Annotated in this window: 9 protein-coding genes; 5 read left to right on the forward strand and 4 right to left on the reverse strand. The window is 42.6% G+C overall.

The annotated features are described in order from the left end of the window. Positions 1-368 precede the first annotated feature (368 nt). Entirely contained in the window at positions 369-1,631 is a 1,263-nt protein-coding gene (locus V7K98_RS01480; RefSeq protein ID WP_335018901.1) for a hypothetical protein, read from the reverse strand. 187 nt (positions 1,632-1,818) lie between these two features. On the opposite strand from V7K98_RS01480, the gene V7K98_RS01485 reads away from it, so the two are divergent. The 5 genes from V7K98_RS01485 (at position 1,819) to V7K98_RS01505 (ending at position 8,260) form a co-directional block, all read left to right on the forward strand. Continuing rightward, a complete protein-coding gene (locus tag V7K98_RS01485; protein WP_335018903.1) occupies positions 1,819-1,977 on the forward strand; it encodes a hypothetical protein in 159 nt (52 codons plus the stop codon). A 648-nt stretch (positions 1,978-2,625) separates the two neighbouring features. Beyond that, on the forward strand, positions 2,626-4,008 hold the full coding sequence (locus V7K98_RS01490; protein WP_335018905.1) for a CmpA/NrtA family ABC transporter substrate-binding protein: 1,383 nt from the start codon (positions 2,626-2,628) through the stop codon (positions 4,006-4,008). A gap of 82 nt (positions 4,009-4,090) precedes the next feature. Further along, positions 4,091-4,930, forward strand: a complete 840-nt coding sequence (gene ntrB / locus V7K98_RS01495) for a nitrate ABC transporter permease (RefSeq protein WP_335018907.1) — start codon at positions 4,091-4,093, stop codon at positions 4,928-4,930. A 184-nt stretch (positions 4,931-5,114) separates the two neighbouring features. Next, positions 5,115-7,112 (forward strand): ABC transporter ATP-binding/substrate-binding protein, encoded by a 1,998-nt coding sequence (locus tag V7K98_RS01500; protein ID WP_335019053.1) that lies wholly within the window; start codon positions 5,115-5,117, stop codon positions 7,110-7,112. 296 nt (positions 7,113-7,408) lie between these two features. After that, complete coding sequence (locus V7K98_RS01505) at positions 7,409-8,260, forward strand: nitrate ABC transporter ATP-binding protein (protein ID WP_335018909.1); 852 nt, start codon at positions 7,409-7,411, stop codon at positions 8,258-8,260. A gap of 211 nt (positions 8,261-8,471) precedes the next feature. Here V7K98_RS01505 and V7K98_RS01510 read toward each other — a convergent pair whose 3' ends face one another. The 3 genes from V7K98_RS01510 to V7K98_RS01520 form a co-directional block, all read right to left on the reverse strand. Next, positions 8,472-10,523, reverse strand: coding sequence for a beta strand repeat-containing protein (locus V7K98_RS01510; protein ID WP_335018911.1), 2,052 nt, complete (start codon positions 10,521-10,523; stop codon positions 8,472-8,474). Between the two features lie 163 nt (positions 10,524-10,686). Beyond that, positions 10,687-12,465 (reverse strand): beta strand repeat-containing protein, encoded by a 1,779-nt coding sequence (locus tag V7K98_RS01515; protein WP_335018913.1) that lies wholly within the window; start codon positions 12,463-12,465, stop codon positions 10,687-10,689. Positions 12,466-12,628: 163 nt separating this feature from the next. Further along, entirely contained in the window at positions 12,629-14,713 is a 2,085-nt protein-coding gene (locus V7K98_RS01520) for a beta strand repeat-containing protein (RefSeq protein ID WP_335018915.1), read from the reverse strand. Between the last annotated feature and the right edge of the window lie 790 nt (positions 14,714-15,503).

A 15,503-nucleotide genomic window follows, 5' to 3' on the forward strand; every position in this document is an offset into this window, starting at 1 on the left:
TGAAAATAGGACTTACGCACTTCACAAAAGAATTATGTTGTGTATCAAGGCAGATAGGTCGTTTCAAGCTTTTGTCAATCATTCTTTGATAGCAAATAACCGACGCTGTAGGGGCAATTCATGAATTGCCCCTACAGAAAATCAAAGTTTGGACTATTTTTTGCGTAAGTCCTTGCAGCATTAATCGGTTATTGAAGACATAGCAATAGAAAGCTAAGTTGCAGTTTAACTCAAAGCAGTTGAGTGGTCTTCAATGCCGACCTGCTTTCATTCCTCAAAGGCTAACCGAATAATTGGTAATTCGTAATAGAGCCTCCGGCACGCTCCGCGTTAAGCGAAGCTATGCCGCAGGCTTTACGTAATTAATATTACTTTTTAATTTCCGGTGGATTGTCTTCTTCTGTTGGAAGTGGTTGTTCAGATGTGCTATCTTCTTGGGATGTAGATTCCACGCTTTTTGTCATCCCGTGCTGTTCCTGTCCTCTAAGTCCTAGATATGTAGCAGCACTGATTCCTTGTAGTGTCAGAAGTGTTTCATCAAATTCTGGCATTGCCAGGTTTTTAATTACCTCCCAAACAAAGAATAGTCCAATCGCAACTGTCCAAATAAATGTTTGGAAACGATGAAAGTTGACTCCATTAATATCAGATAATATATCATAGAAAAATCCCTCAGAAAGGCGTTGACTACCTTTTCGCTTTTTTTCATCACCCTGTCCATCAATTAATGAAGTACCAAATGCAGTTACAGAGTTAATTCCTAATAAAACTAGTGATTGACTTGTCAAAACATTGGTATAATCTCCTGTTATGCCGTAGATAATCAGGTAAGAACCAAAAATTAGAAATGTCCAAAAAGCAAGTTGAGATATCGATAGACTGAAGGGATTTCTGTTTAATTTCTTTCTACCAAGGAAAAATTGAGCAATTCGGCTTTTACGATTTTCTTTATCAAGATTAACCTTTTCTGCAATCAACAGTTCCTGGCCACCAATTACCTCTCTTTGAGAATAAACCCCTTCTATTCCAGGGCTACGAAGAGTGTTTCGGCAATACCTAATGAATATTAATACAATAGCCACAATTAGAAACAGACACAGCCAAAATCGCCACGAAAACAGAACTATTTTTAATTGAGGAGGTGATAGAGGATTGCTCACTGGAATCGCCAGCTTTTTGGGACAGCCTACTCCCGCTATCACGTTAATACTGTATCTATTTGCTCTCCCAAGAAGGGCATTCCATGCAGTTTGCGACGAGTCTGCACGTTCAAGTCGAAAGGCTAACCAATTATCATCAACAATTTTCTGTTGATCTTTACCTGGAACCATCACAATGACTGGTTCTCCGTGGATATCTTCTAGTTCATAGCCATCTAAATACAATACTAATTGCCGAGGATCAAACGGATTGGTGGTATTAGCCGTTATATTTCTAGTAGCTGCTGATAATCCTTCAACTCTTATCCTGATGCGATCGCCCATTTTAACTTGGTTACGTCCATTGTCGGCAATGACTTGTTGAGTTTTCAGACTAGGAGGCACTGAACATATCTGACGCGATGCCAAGTTTACAGCAGGGCCATCTGAACTATCTTGAGCAATGACTACAAAGTTGATAGAAACAATCAACAGAAAAACCAACAAAAAAATAGCAGTAAATCTTTTAAGATTTTTATACATCCCTTGGTATTCCAGCAACAGTGATTATTCTGTCGGTAGTGTAACCGTACTTGAGTCATTCCGCATATTAAAAAACTTGTCTAAAAGCAATACATTCCTCGCTTACCCCCTTTGCTTACAGAGCGAGATGTCAGTAATGCTGCTGCTCAAAACGCTGCGATTGTCCGAACATGGTTCCATAGCGTTCAGTTGGTTAGATAATCTAGCCCATAGATTTGCACCCTCAGCACTATCTGGTTTGGCGATCGCTAGGGCATCATTCAAAGGCACATTGAAGGCAGCGTCACCAGAATAGTGCCAACGAGATAGAGCAAGCTACCAACCAATGAAGAGTGCTGAGTGCTGAGTGCTGAGTCGATGCTTAATATAAGGTAATTTCATTGTTATTTTTTTGTTTGGAAGTCCTTAATACCATTTTCTCTTCAAGTTGATACAAATACATTGCTCTGGTTACTGTGCGTTCCTAAATCATAATGTCAATATTATAGTAATTATAAATAAAAACTTATACATGACAAAATTCGACTAAAATTCAGTTAAAAAAGAACCAAAAACAGAAAATCATAATCTAAGTATAATAGTTTCCATAAACGAGAGCTTATATATTAGAAATTATTCCTATAGCTTAATAAAAATAGATAAATTTTTCCTTATACATCCAATCTAATATTTGTTTAATAATTTGAGACTTCGAGTTAACTAATTAGGCATCAAAGGCTGTAAACTGATTTCAACAAGGTGAATGATGCCTCTGCGTCACACTAGAGCAGAGCCAATAAATAAACCGAGTTTTTATATAGGTAGCCGCGTCATTGATGAAATGGCTGCATTTGCTTTGCCAATGATAGCTTGATTAATTATTAGACAATGCAAGAAACACAACGTTTTTCTTGCCTAAATTGTCATAGCTATAAAAGTAAAATTTAGCTTCCAAGGAGATATTATGACAGAATTTTTTAATCAAATTTCCCGTCGGAAATTTATAATTACAGGCGGAGTATCTGCGAGTGCTGTATTCCTTAAAGGCTGTTTGGGCAATCCCCCTGAAAACCTGACCAGTGGAAACACTCAAGCACAACCAACTGCTCAGTCGGTGGCTAATATTACTCCCGAACAAACACCAGAAACTACTACAGTGAAGTTGGGATATATACCCATTGTAGAAGCGGCTCCTTTAATTATTGCTAAAGAAAAAGGCTTTTTTGCAAAGTATGGGATGACTGATGTTGGTCTTTCTAAACAAGCTTCTTGGGGTGCAGCCAGAGACAACGTAGAAATTGGTTCTGCGGGTGGTGGTATAGATGGTGGTCAATGGCAGATGCCAATGCCACATTTAATTTCAGAAGGTTTAATTACCAAGGGAAATCAAAAAATCCCTATGTATGTCTTGTGTCAATTGATTACACATGGAAATGGAATTGCGATCGCAAACAAGCACCAAGGCAAAGGTATTAGTTTACAACTCGCTGGCGCTAAGTCTTTATTTAAGGAATTAAAATCTTCAACCCCCTTCACCGCCGCATTTACCTTTCCCCACGTCAACCAAGATTTGTGGATTCGCTACTGGTTAGCAGCAGGTGGCTTAGATCCAGATTCAGATGTCAAATTGCTCACAGTCCCTGCGGCGCAAACTGTAGCCAACATGAAAACAGGAACAATGGATGCCTTTAGTACAGGCGACCCCTGGCCATATCGATTGGTACAAGACAAAATTGGCTATGTAGCAGCATTAACCGCAGAAATTTGGAAAAATCATCCTGAAGAATACCTTGCCATCAGAGGCGACTGGGTTGATAAAAATCCCAAGGCTACCAAAGCAATTTTAAAAGGAATTATGGAAGCGCAGCAGTGGCTAGATAATTTTGATAATCGCAAAGAAGCGGCTAAAATTCTCGCTGGACGAAATTATTTCAATCTTTCTTCACCGGAAATATTAGCCGATCCATACCAAGGGAAGTATGACATGGGTGATGGTCGGAAAATTGACGATAAATCAATGGCAGCTTACTACTGGAAAGACGAAAAAGGTAGTGTTTCCTATCCATATAAGAGTCACGATTTATGGTTCATAGTTGAAAACGTTCGCTGGGGATTTTTACCAAAAGATTATATTGCCAATAATGCTGCTAAAGCCAAGGAACTGATTAACAGAGTGAACCGTGAAGATATTTGGAAAGAAGCTGCCAAAGAAGCTGGGATTGCTACTGCTGATATTCCTACAAATACATCCCGTGGTGTAGAAGAATTTTTTGATGGCATCAAATTTGACCCCGAAAAGCCAGAAGAATATTTGAAGAGTCTCAAAATCAAAAAGGTCACGATTTAGTCATTGGTCAAAAACAAATGAGTAAGGACAAATGACAACTGACAAATGACAAACAAGTAAAATTTCAGGAGAATACAGCATCATGACAATAGCCCAAAAACGCCCTGCAAGCCCTAGATTTAGTAATAGCTTTATATCGGGTCTGCAAAAGCAATTTCCTGAATTGATACCACCAGCGATCGCGATCGCAATCTTCTTGACTATTTGGCAACTATTTGCATGGACTCCAGGAGCCACATTACCAGGGCCAATACAGGTTGTTCAAGATACTTGGATTCTCATTTTCTGGCCCTTTTATGACCGGGGTGGCCTTGATAAAGGTCTATTTTGGCAGATTCTCGCCAGTCTGAAACGGGTTGCAATCAGTTATACCCTAGCTGCGATCGTTGGTATTGGCTTGGGCGTTTTGATTGGTGTCAATAAAACCATGTCCAAAGCTTTAGACCCCATCTTTCAATTACTGCGGACTGTACCACCTCTAGCTTGGGTTCCGATTTCTTTAGCAGCTTTACGACAAAACGAACCAGCCGCCTTATTTGTAATTTTCATCACCGCCATTTGGCCGATTTTAATTAACACTGCTGTCGGCGTTACCCAAATTCCCCAAGATTACAACAACGTCGCCAAAGTTCTGCAACTTAGCCGCAAAGACTATTTCATTAATATTTTGATTCCGGCGGCATTACCCTACATCTTTACAGGGTTGAGAATTGCGATTGGTTTAGCTTGGTTAGCGATTATCGCCGCCGAAATCGTCATGTCCGGTATTGTCGGAATCGGCTTCTTTATCTGGGATGCCTATCAAAATAACAACGTCAGCGAAGTAATTTTAGCTCTAATTTATATCGGCATTGTCGGCTTAGTGCTAGATAAAATGATGGGTTGGCTTCAAAACAAAATTTTACCAGCAGAGCAAAAATAGTTATTGGGCATGGGGCATGGGGCATGGGGCATGGGGCATGGGGCATGGAAACTAAGAAAGATTTTTCTAATCCCTAATCCTAAATAATCTCTAATTTACAATTCCCAATTCCTAATTCTCAATGCCCAATGCCCAATGCCCAATGCCCAATCCCCAATACCAAATACCAAATACCAAATATATTATGTTTGTAGCAGTCGATCAAATTGAAAAAGTTTTTGAATTAACTGGTGGTGGAAAATATATCGCCCTTAAAGGAATCGACCTCCAAATTAAAAAAGGAGAATTCGTTTCTTTAATTGGTCACTCCGGTTGCGGTAAATCCACTCTATTAAATATGATTGCGGGTTTGGATTTGCCAACTGAGGGTCTTGTCACCTTAGAAGGACAAAGAATCACCAAACCTGGCCCAGACAGAATGGTGGTGTTCCAAAATTATTCGCTATTACCTTGGCGGACGGTAAGAGAAAATATTGCCCTCGCTGTGGACTCGGTAATGAGGGGTATACCCGCCGACGATCGCAATGCCATTATCGAAAAACATATTGACATGGTGGGTTTACGTCCCCATGCAGACAAACAGCCGGGAATGTTATCAGGTGGACAAAAACAGCGAGTTGCGATCGCCCGCGCCTTAGCAATTCGCCCCAAATTACTCTTGCTAGATGAACCCTTTGGTGCATTGGATGCACTCACACGCGGCAATTTGCAAGAACAACTGATGCAAATCTGCGAAGAAAATCAAGTTACCGCCGTCATGGTTACACATGATGTTGATGAAGCGGTGCTGTTATCTGACAGAATCGTGATGCTAACCAACGGCCCCGAATCTAAAATCGGTGACATTTTAGAAGTAGATATTCCCAGACCCCGCAAGCGGATGGAAGTAGTAGAACATCCTAGCTACTACAGCTTGCGAAGTGAGATGATTTACTTCCTCAATCAGCAGAAACGGATTAAGAAAATTCGGGCGCGGAAAACTGCCGATGTTGCCCGTCATGGATTAGAAAAAGTTAACCTAGAAATTGGCTTTTTACCTCTGACAGCTTGCGCCCCCTTAGCAGTTGCGAAAGAAAAAGGCTTCTTTGCCAAGCATGGTTTAGATGAAGTTAACCTGGTGCGCGAGAGTAACTGGCGGGGTATCGTCGATGGTATGAGTGGTGGTTATTTGGATGCGGCTCAAATGCCTTCAGGGATGCCAATGTGGTTAACTTTGGGAGGACATAATAATAAACCTCTGCCCGTTGTCACCGCCCTTACCATGACTCGCAACGGTAACGCCATCACCTTGGCAAAACACTTTTACGACCGAGGCGTGCAAACCTTATCAGACCTCAAAAGATACCTGCTTTGCACCCGCGATCAACGGCACACAATGGGGGTTGTGCATCCCGCATCTATGCACAACTTGCTGCTGCGTTACTGGCTAGCGGCTGGTGGAATTGACCCAGATTGCGATGTAGATATGAAGAACATTCCCCCAGCGCAGATGGTTGCAGACTTAAAAGCCGGAAGCATTGATGGTTACTGCGTCGGCGAACCTTGGAACTACCGCGCTGCTGTAGAAGGTGTCGGCTTTACCATTGCTACCGACTTAGAAGTTTGGTTAGGACATCCCGGTAAAGTTCTTGGTGTGCGGGAAGATTGGGCAGAAACCTATCCAAATACGCACATTGCTTTAACCAAAGCTTTATTAGAAGCTTGTCAGTATTGTGCAAATCCCGACAATGCCCAAGAAATTCGCCAAATTTTAGCAGGGCGAGATTATGTTAGTACCGATTTAGAATACATTCAACTCGAAGATCCAGATAATAATGTCTGTAGCTTAGATCATCCATTGCGGGACTATGCCCATCACCAGTTTTATTCTGAATCTGCCATTAACCGCCCCAGCCGCACCGAACAAATTTGGATTATGAGTCAATTAGCGCGTTGGGGTGACACTCCCTTCCCCAGAAATTGGGTAGAAGTTGTTGAACGAGTATGTCGAGTGCGTGTTTTCAGCACCGCCGCCAGAGAATTAGGTTTGGATATTAGCTATATTCGCCAACCCATCAAACTATTCGATGGTACTCCCTTTAACGCCGACGATCCCATCGCCTATCTCAACAGCTTGAAAATTAAATGTGATTTTTCAATCGCGGAAGTTGTTCTTGATGCACCAAGAAGAAAACTTGCATGATGAAAAACTGTTAACAGAAAGAGGAAGTTGAAGAAGTAGGACATCTTAGGGATTTCCAGGAAATAAATTATCCAAATGAACGAACCACAGAGGCACAGAGAACACAGAGAGAAGAGAAATAGAGAAGATTTTTGTGTCAGTTTTGGGATATTTTTTACCTGGAAGTCCCTATGCAAACTCTCTCATGTCTCTGTGTCCTCTGCGTCTCTGTGGTTCGTTATTCTAATTGTCTAATGAATCCCTAAACTCCATTAATCAGCCTTTGAACTTTTAAGCTTTGTAACCCCTAAAATACCATGCAAAACCGCAACTTTACAGCTACAAACACAATAGGAAAACCATTAGCAACCACTACCCGCCGACCTTTTCTAGAAATTAAAGACGTTACCAAAGTCTACCCCACAAAAAAAGGCCCCTTCACCGTCCTCGACGGAGTTAACCTCAACGTCGAACAAGGCGAATTTATTTGCCTCATCGGTCACTCCGGCTGTGGCAAATCGACACTATTAAATATGGTATCCGGTTTTAACTTTCCCACCTCCGGCGAAGTGTTACTCGAAGGAGAACCAATCACCAAACCAGGCCCAGACAGGATGGTTGTTTTCCAAAGCTATGCCTTGCTACCGTGGCAGACTGCTTTTGAAAACATCTACTTAGCTGTTAACGCCGTTTATCCCAACAAACCACAAGCCGAAAAAAGAGCGATCGTCCGCGATCATTTAGCAATGGTAGGACTGGCTGATGCAATGGAAAAGAAACCAATGCAGATGTCCGGTGGGATGAGACAACGGGTTTCCATCGCCCGTGCTTTGGCGATTCGTCCCAAAGTCTTAATTTTAGATGAACCATTTGGGGCGCTGGATGCCATCACCAAAGAAGAGTTACAAGAAGAATTACTCAAAATTTGGGGCGATAACCGTTGTACAGTGCTGATGATTACCCACGATATCGACGAAGCACTATTTTTAGCAGATAAATTGGTAATGATGACCAATGGCCCACACGCGAAAATTGGTGAAGTCATGGAAATTCCCTTTTCTCGTCCCCGCGATCGCGCCCGCATCATGGAAGATCCTCAATACTACCAATTACGCAATTATGCTCTAGATTTCCTATTTAATCGTTTTGCCCATGATGACGTAGGTTAAACTAGATGCACCAGCAAATCAAATTGCCGATCAGATAGTTGAGCGATATCTGCAACTCAAAGCACTGAATCAACTAGACATCTCCAGAAAAGGCGTAGGGACAATTCATGAATTGTCCCTACAAAGGGTTCCAGGTAATGCATATTTAATTTTCGGAGATGTCTACTCTAATAGAGACGCGAAATTAATTTCGCGTCTCTATTATTCAAGATTAACCAACCACAAAATTGTTGTTAGTTAGTGACAATCCAATTGATAGTTGAGCAAATTTTACCTGAGTAAAACCACCTGCGCTGCCATCTTGGTCAAAGAACAATCCACCTGTAGAATTGTCATAAATGAATCGTTGATCGCCTGTCGTTGCAGATGTGCCGATGGTAAACTGATTAGCTGAAAGTGAACCTATTGATAAACCGCCACCAAAACCAGTAGCTGATACCTGAATCAGTTCATTAGTCGCATTGAAATCATAAATAGTGTCAACACCTTTATTGTTGTAACTATTGAAAACAAAGGTATCAATCCCGCTCCCTCCTATGAGGATGTCATTACCATTGCCACCTATGAGGGTATCATTGCCACTGCCACCATCAAGGGTGTTATTGCCTGTGCTGAAGTCGCTCCCAGAGAGGTCAAGATAATCATTACCATCGCCCCCAGAGAGCAGGTTATTGCCTGTTGAACCGCCAGCCCTCAATGTATCGTCACCTGCACCTCCATTGAGGGTGTTATTGCCTGTTGAGCGAGAGTCTAAGTAGTTGTAGTAGCCCGTGCTGGAGTAGCTGCCAGAAACGTCAAGAAAATCATTACCATCGCCACCAGAGAGCAGGTTATCGCCTTTTGAACCGCCAGCCCTCAATGTATCGTCACCTGCGCCTCCGTTGAGCGTGTTATTGCCTTCTGAGCGAGAGTAGAAGAGGTTCGAGTAGGAGTAATCAGAGCCAGAGATGTCAAGATAATCATTCCCATCACCTCCAGAGAGCAGGTTATTGCCTTTTGAACCACCAGCTAACAATGTATCGTCACCTGCGCCTCCGTCAAGGGTGTTATTGCCTGTTGAGCGAGAGTCGAAGCCGGAAGTGAAACGGAACTTCCTGCCAGAGATGTCAAGATAATCATTGCCATTGCCCCCAGAGAGCAGGTTATCACCTGTTGAATTGCCAGATCTCAATGTATCGTCACCTGTGCCTCCGTCAAGGGTGTTATTGCCTGATGAGCTAGTGGTGAATTCAGAGCCAAAGATGTCAAGATAATCATTGCCATCGCCACCAGAGAGCAGGTTATCACCTGTTGAAGCGCCAGCTAACAATGTATCGTCACCTGTGCCTCCGTGGAGGGTGTTATTGCCTGTTGAGCGAGAGTCAAAGCTGCCATAACGCATGAAGGAGGTGCCAGAGATGTCAAGATAATCATTACCATCGCCCCCAGAGAGCAGGTTATCGCCTTTTGAACCGCCAGCCTTCAATGTATCGTTACCTGCGTCTCCGTAGAGAGTATTATTGCCTGTTGAGCGAGAGTCAGTGATGCCATAAGTGTTGCTGGAGTACTGGCCAGTGGAGTAGTTGCCAGAGATGTCAAGATAATCATTGCCATCGCCACCAGAGAGCAGGTTATCACCTATTGAACCATCACTCAATGTATCGTCACCTGCACCTCCGTAGAGAGTATCATTACCCGCACCACCCCGCAGCAAGTCATTGCCACTTTTGCCATCAATAATGTCATCTCCTGCCTGACCATTGATGACATCATCGGAGTCATCAAAGCCTTCAACATTATTGTTCAGGTCGTTAAGGAAGGTGACTGTATTTTTGTTGAAGATAGTGCTTTGGGTGGAGTCGGCATTGAAGACATCAAAGCTGTCTGTAGTGCTAGTTTGTCCATCAAACACGATATTACCCAAGTCTACAGTTGCTCCTGTAGATGTGCTAAGGTTATCCAGGTTTTCCAGGGTAAAGTTTTGCAGGGTGACTTTAGTATTAAAATTATTTTGAAAGGTGATTTCCAGATTGCTGCCATTCTGGGTAAGCACCATATTTCGAGCAGTCAAGCCATTGCGTTGGAATATTAGGGTATCCACTTCAGCGATGACTCCTGGTGTCGGATTTGTTCCTTGACCTATGCCACCAAAATCTGTAATGGTGTAAACCCCCTTAGAATAATTGTTGTCGTCAAAAATATCGTTACCACCTCCACCACTCAAGATGTTGCCGTTAAGTCCAGATAGAGTATCGTTACCGTTGCTTCCAATGATACTTACCATAAATTTTACCTACCTAAGTTGATTTTTTGAGTAACTTGTGTCTAAAGCGATCGCACTATTAATCATTCTTTACCTGCGCGGTAGGGGCAATTCATGAATTGCCCCTACACTGATAGTTTTGCCTAACTCCTAAATTTATTTCTTGGAAATCTGTAATTTAAGATTAACCAACCACAAAATTGTTGTTGGTTAGTGACAATCCAATTGATAGTTGAGCAAATTTTACCTGAGTAAAACCACCTGCGCTGCCATCTTGGTCAAAGAACAATCCACCTGTAGAATTGTCATAAATGAATCGTTGATCGCCTGTCGTTGCAGATGTGCCGATGGTAAACTGATTAGCTGAAAGTGAACCTATTGATAAACCGCCACCAAAACCAGTAGCTGATACCTGAATCAGTTCATTAGTCGCATTGAAATCATAAATAGTGTCAACACCTTTATTGTTGTAACTATTGAATATAAAGGTATCAATCCCGCTCCCTCCTATGAGGATGTCGTTACCATTGCCACCTATCAGGGTATCATTGCCACTGCCACCATCAAGGGTGTTATTGCCTGTTGAGCGAGAGTCGAAGTTGGTCGTGCTGGAGTAGCTGCCAGAAATGTCAAGATAATCATTACCATCGCCCCCAGAGAGCAGGTTATCACCTATTGAACCACCAGCCCTCAATGTATCGTCACCTGCACCTCCCTTGAGGGTGTTCTTGCCTGTTGAGCGAGAGTCAGTGCTGTAGAGGCTGAAGTCGCTGCCAGAAATGTCAAGATAATCATTGCCATCGCCCCCAGAGAGGAGGTTATCACCTGTTAAACCACCAGCTAACAATGTATCATCACCTGCGCCTCCCTTGAGGGTGTTATTGCCTGTTGAGCGAGAGTCGCTTACACCACGGTACCCCCTATACTCGCCAGAAATGTCAAGATAATCATTGCCATCGCCACCAGAGAGCAGGTTATCGCCTTTTGAACCACCAGCCAACAATGTATCATCACCTGCGCCTCCCTTGAGGGTGTTATTGCCTGTTGAGCGAGAGTCATTGATGACGTAAAGCGTCGTGTAAGAGCCAGAAATGTCAAGATAATCATTGCCATCGCCACCAGAGAGCAGATTATCGCCTTTTGAAGCGCTAGCACTCAAGGTATCATCACCTGCGCCTCCCTTGAGGGTGTTATTGCCTGTTGAGCGAGTGTCCGATTTACCATAGTTCGAGTTGTACCTGCCAGAGATGTCAAGAGAATCATTGCCATCGCCACCAGAGAGCAGGTTATCACCTATTGAACGCCTAGCACTCAATGTATCGTCACCTGCACCTCCGTAGAGGGTGTTATTACCCGCACCACCCCGCAGCAAGTCGTTGCCACTTTTGCCGTCAATGATGTCATCACCTCCCTGACCATTGATGACATCATCTGAGTCATCAAAACCTTCAACATTATTGTTCAGGTCGTTAAGGAAGGTGACTGTATTTTTGTTGAAGATAGTGCTTTGGGTGGAGTCAGCATTGAAGACATCAAAGCTGTCTGTAGTAATAGTTTGTCCATCAAACACGATATTGCCCAAGTCTACAGTGGCTCCTGTCGATGTGCTGAGGTTATCCAGGTTTTCCAGGGCAAAGTTTTGCAGGGTGACTTCAGGATTATAGTAAGAATAAGTATAGTAAGAGTCGTCAAAGGTGATTTCCAAGTTGGTGCCATTCTGGGTAAGCAGCAGATTCTGAGCAGTCAAGCCACTGTGGAATATTAGGGTATCCACTTCGGCAATTACTCCTGGTGTCGGATTTGTTCCTTGACCTATGCCACCAAAATCAGTAATAGTAAAAGTCTGAGTGTTACCGTAAAGGCGGTTAAGGTAGTAAATATCGTTGCTACCTCCACCAATCAATGTATCGCCGTCAATGAGGGATAGAGTATCGTTACCGTTGGTTCCAATGATGCTTGCCATAAATTTTGCCTACCTAAGTTGATTTTTTGAGTAACTTGTGTCTAAAGCGATCGCACTATTAATCATTCTTTACCTGCGCGGTAGGGGCAATTCATGAATTGCCCCTACACTGATAGTTTTGCCTAACTCCTAAATTTATTTCTTGGAAATCTGTAATTTAAGATTAACCAACCACAAAATTGTTGTTGGTTAGTGACAATCCAATTGATAGTTGAGCAAATTTTACCTGAGTAAAACCACCTGCGCTGCCATCTTGGTCAAAGAACAATCCACCTGTAGAATTGTCATAAATGAATCGTTGATCGCCTGTCGTTGCAGATGTGCCGATGGTAAACTGATTAGCTGAAAGTGAACCTATTGATAAACCGCCACCAAAACCAGTAGCTGATACCTGAATCAGTTCATTAGTCGCATTGAAATCATAAATAGTGTCAACACCTTTATTGTTGTAACTATTGAATATAAAGGTATCAATCCCGCTCCCTCCTATGAGGATGTCGTTACCATTGCCACCTATCAGGGTATCATTGCCACTGCCACCATCAAGGGTATTATTGCCTGTTGAGCGATAGTCGAAGTTCGCCGTGCCAGTGATGTAGCTGCCAGAAATGTCAAGATAATCATTACCAGCGCCTCCAGAGAGCAGGTTATTGCCTTCTGAACCGCCAGCCCTCAATGTATCGTCACCTGCACCTCCTTTGAGGGTGTTATTACCTGTTGAGCGAATGTTCAAGTAGTAGTTCGTGCTAGTGTTGGTGCCAGTGATCGTGCCAGTGATGTAGTAGCCAGAGATGTCAAGATAATCATTACCATCGCCCCCAGAAAGGAGGTTATCACCTATTGAACCGCCAGCCCTCAAGGTGTCGTCACCTGAGCCTCCCTTGAGGGTGTTATTACCTGTTGATGTAAAGCTCTGATCGCTCAACATGCTGTAGCTACCAGAAATGTCAAGAGAATCATTACCATCGCCCCCAGAGAGCAGGTTATTGCCTGTTGAACCTCTAGCAGTCAATGTGTCGTTACCTACGCCTCCGTTGAGGGTATTATTGCCTGATGAGCTAGAGTCGTATTGAATACGACTTATGGTATAGCCAGAGATGTCAAGATAATCATTACCATCGTCCCCAGAGAGCAGGTTATCGCCTTTTGAACCGCCAGCTAACAATCTATCGTCACCTATGCCTCCGTTGAGGGTGTTATTACCTAATGAGGAGTGAGAGAGATAGTCGGTTTTACTACCGTTCGCTGAGGTATAGCCAGAGATGTCAAGAGAATCATTACCATCGCCCCCAGAGAGCAGGTTATCGCCTTTTGAACCGCTAGCTAACAATCTATCGTTACCTGTGCCTCCGTTGAGGGTGTTATTGCCTGATGAGCTAGAGTCGTATATACTACCGGCGCTGGTGCGATAACTACTGGAGGTATAGCCAGAGATGTCAAGATAATCATTACCATCGCCCCCAGAGAGCAGGTTATCGCCTTTTGAACCAGTAGCACTCAATGTATCGTTACCTGTGCCTCCATCAAGGGCGTTATTGCCTGTTAAGCGAGAATCGAATAATAATAAATAACTGTTGGAGTCAATCGTGCTGTAGTTGTAGGTGTAGCTGCCAGAGACATCAAGATAATCATTGCCATCGCCCCCAGAGAGCAGGTTATTGCCTGCACCACCCCGCAGCGTGTCGTTGCCACTTTTGCCGTCAATAATGTCATCACCTCCCTGACCATTGATGACATCATCTGAGTCGTCAAAACCGCTAACATTATTGTTCAGGTCGTTAAGGAAGGTGACTGTATTTCTGTTGAAGATAGTGCTTTGGGTGGAGTCGGCATTGAAGACATCAAAGCTGTCTGTAGTGCTAGTTTCTCCATAAAATACGATATTGCCCAAGTCTACAGTTGCTCCTGTAGATGTGCTAAGGTTATCCAGGTTTTCCAGGGTAAAGTTTTGCAGGGTGACTTTAGTATTAAAATTATTTTCAAAGGTGATTTCCAGATTGCTACCATTCTGGGTAAGCAGCATATTTCGAGCAGTTTCGCTAGGATATTGGAATATTAGGGTATCCACTTCGGCAATGACTCCTGGTGTCGGATTTGTTCCTTGACCTATGCCACCAAAATCGGTAATAGTAAAGTAATTGTCAGAGCTATTAACGTTGTAAATATCGTTACCACTTCCACCAGTCAACGTGTCGCCGTAACTGCCGGATAGCGTATCGTTACCGTTGGTTCCAATGATACTTGCCATAACTTTTACCTACCTAAATTGATTTTTTCAGTAACTTCAGTTCTTACACTGTTGCTTGTGCAGTTTCAGGGTACGAAAATTCACTAAAACTTGAGGTTGTTGATACTCTTGAGAAACAGTCATATTTATCGAAAATTGACCCAGAGAATGGGATTCTAGGTAACAATTATCTAACTTAAAGCTAGTAGAAAGACAGTGAAAACCTTGATTTTATGTAGGTTCAATTCATGAATTGAACCTACATTTGTTCGTGCGTAAGTCGTATAACTATCTCAAACTATCTAAGCCTTAAGCACTATACAAATTAATCAAGCTGTGAATTCTAGATAATTGTTCAGTAGAAATCAGTGAACAATCATCAAAAAATCAAGCTTGAATACCTAAAAACCACTTTTGATATTTGGTTTTTGCCAGTGCTTAAGTCCTACAAGCTTCAAAGTGGGAAACAGTTAACTTTTGAGCGGGAAAAATATTTTTATACCTAGTTTGTGAGCTATTCTCCGTAGATATCGAGTTTGAATATAGAGAACATCTCAATTGCCTCAAAATAACTACATGCTCAATATCTTACTTAGATGTCTATATTTAAATATCCGTCTTTGCATACTCTTCACATTATTTGCGGATAAATGTATACACAAATACTAAGCTTTATCAATTCTTTATACTCTTCTAGTTTCTAGGTAATAAGAAAGCAGAAAATAGTAAAAAAGTTTGAAGGAGCGATGCAAAATACATATTTTCCTTGTTGAATGGGGCGATGATGGAGATATAGCGATCGCTATATCTA

It is taken from the genome of Nostoc sp. (assembly GCF_036917435.1).
GTDB lineage: Bacteria > Cyanobacteriota > Cyanobacteriia > Cyanobacteriales > Nostocaceae > Nostoc.

Excerpts from the sequence above, each read along its gene's own strand:
- V7K98_RS01485 (WP_335018903.1), top strand. The coding sequence starts at position 1,819 with ATGCTGCTGCTCAAAACGCTGCGATTGTCCGAACATGGTTCCATAGCG.
- V7K98_RS01490 (WP_335018905.1), top strand. The coding sequence starts at position 2,626 with ATGACAGAATTTTTTAATCAAATTTCCCGTCGGAAATTTATAATTACA.
- ntrB (WP_335018907.1), top strand. The coding sequence starts at position 4,091 with ATGACAATAGCCCAAAAACGCCCTGCAAGCCCTAGATTTAGTAATAGC.
- V7K98_RS01500 (WP_335019053.1), top strand. The coding sequence starts at position 5,115 with ATGTTTGTAGCAGTCGATCAAATTGAAAAAGTTTTTGAATTAACTGGT.
- V7K98_RS01505 (WP_335018909.1), top strand. The coding sequence starts at position 7,409 with ATGCAAAACCGCAACTTTACAGCTACAAACACAATAGGAAAACCATTA.
- V7K98_RS01510 (WP_335018911.1), bottom strand. The coding sequence starts at position 10,523 with ATGGTAAGTATCATTGGAAGCAACGGTAACGATACTCTATCTGGACTT.
- V7K98_RS01515 (WP_335018913.1), bottom strand. The coding sequence starts at position 12,465 with ATGGCAAGCATCATTGGAACCAACGGTAACGATACTCTATCCCTCATT.
- V7K98_RS01520 (WP_335018915.1), bottom strand. The coding sequence starts at position 14,713 with ATGGCAAGTATCATTGGAACCAACGGTAACGATACGCTATCCGGCAGT.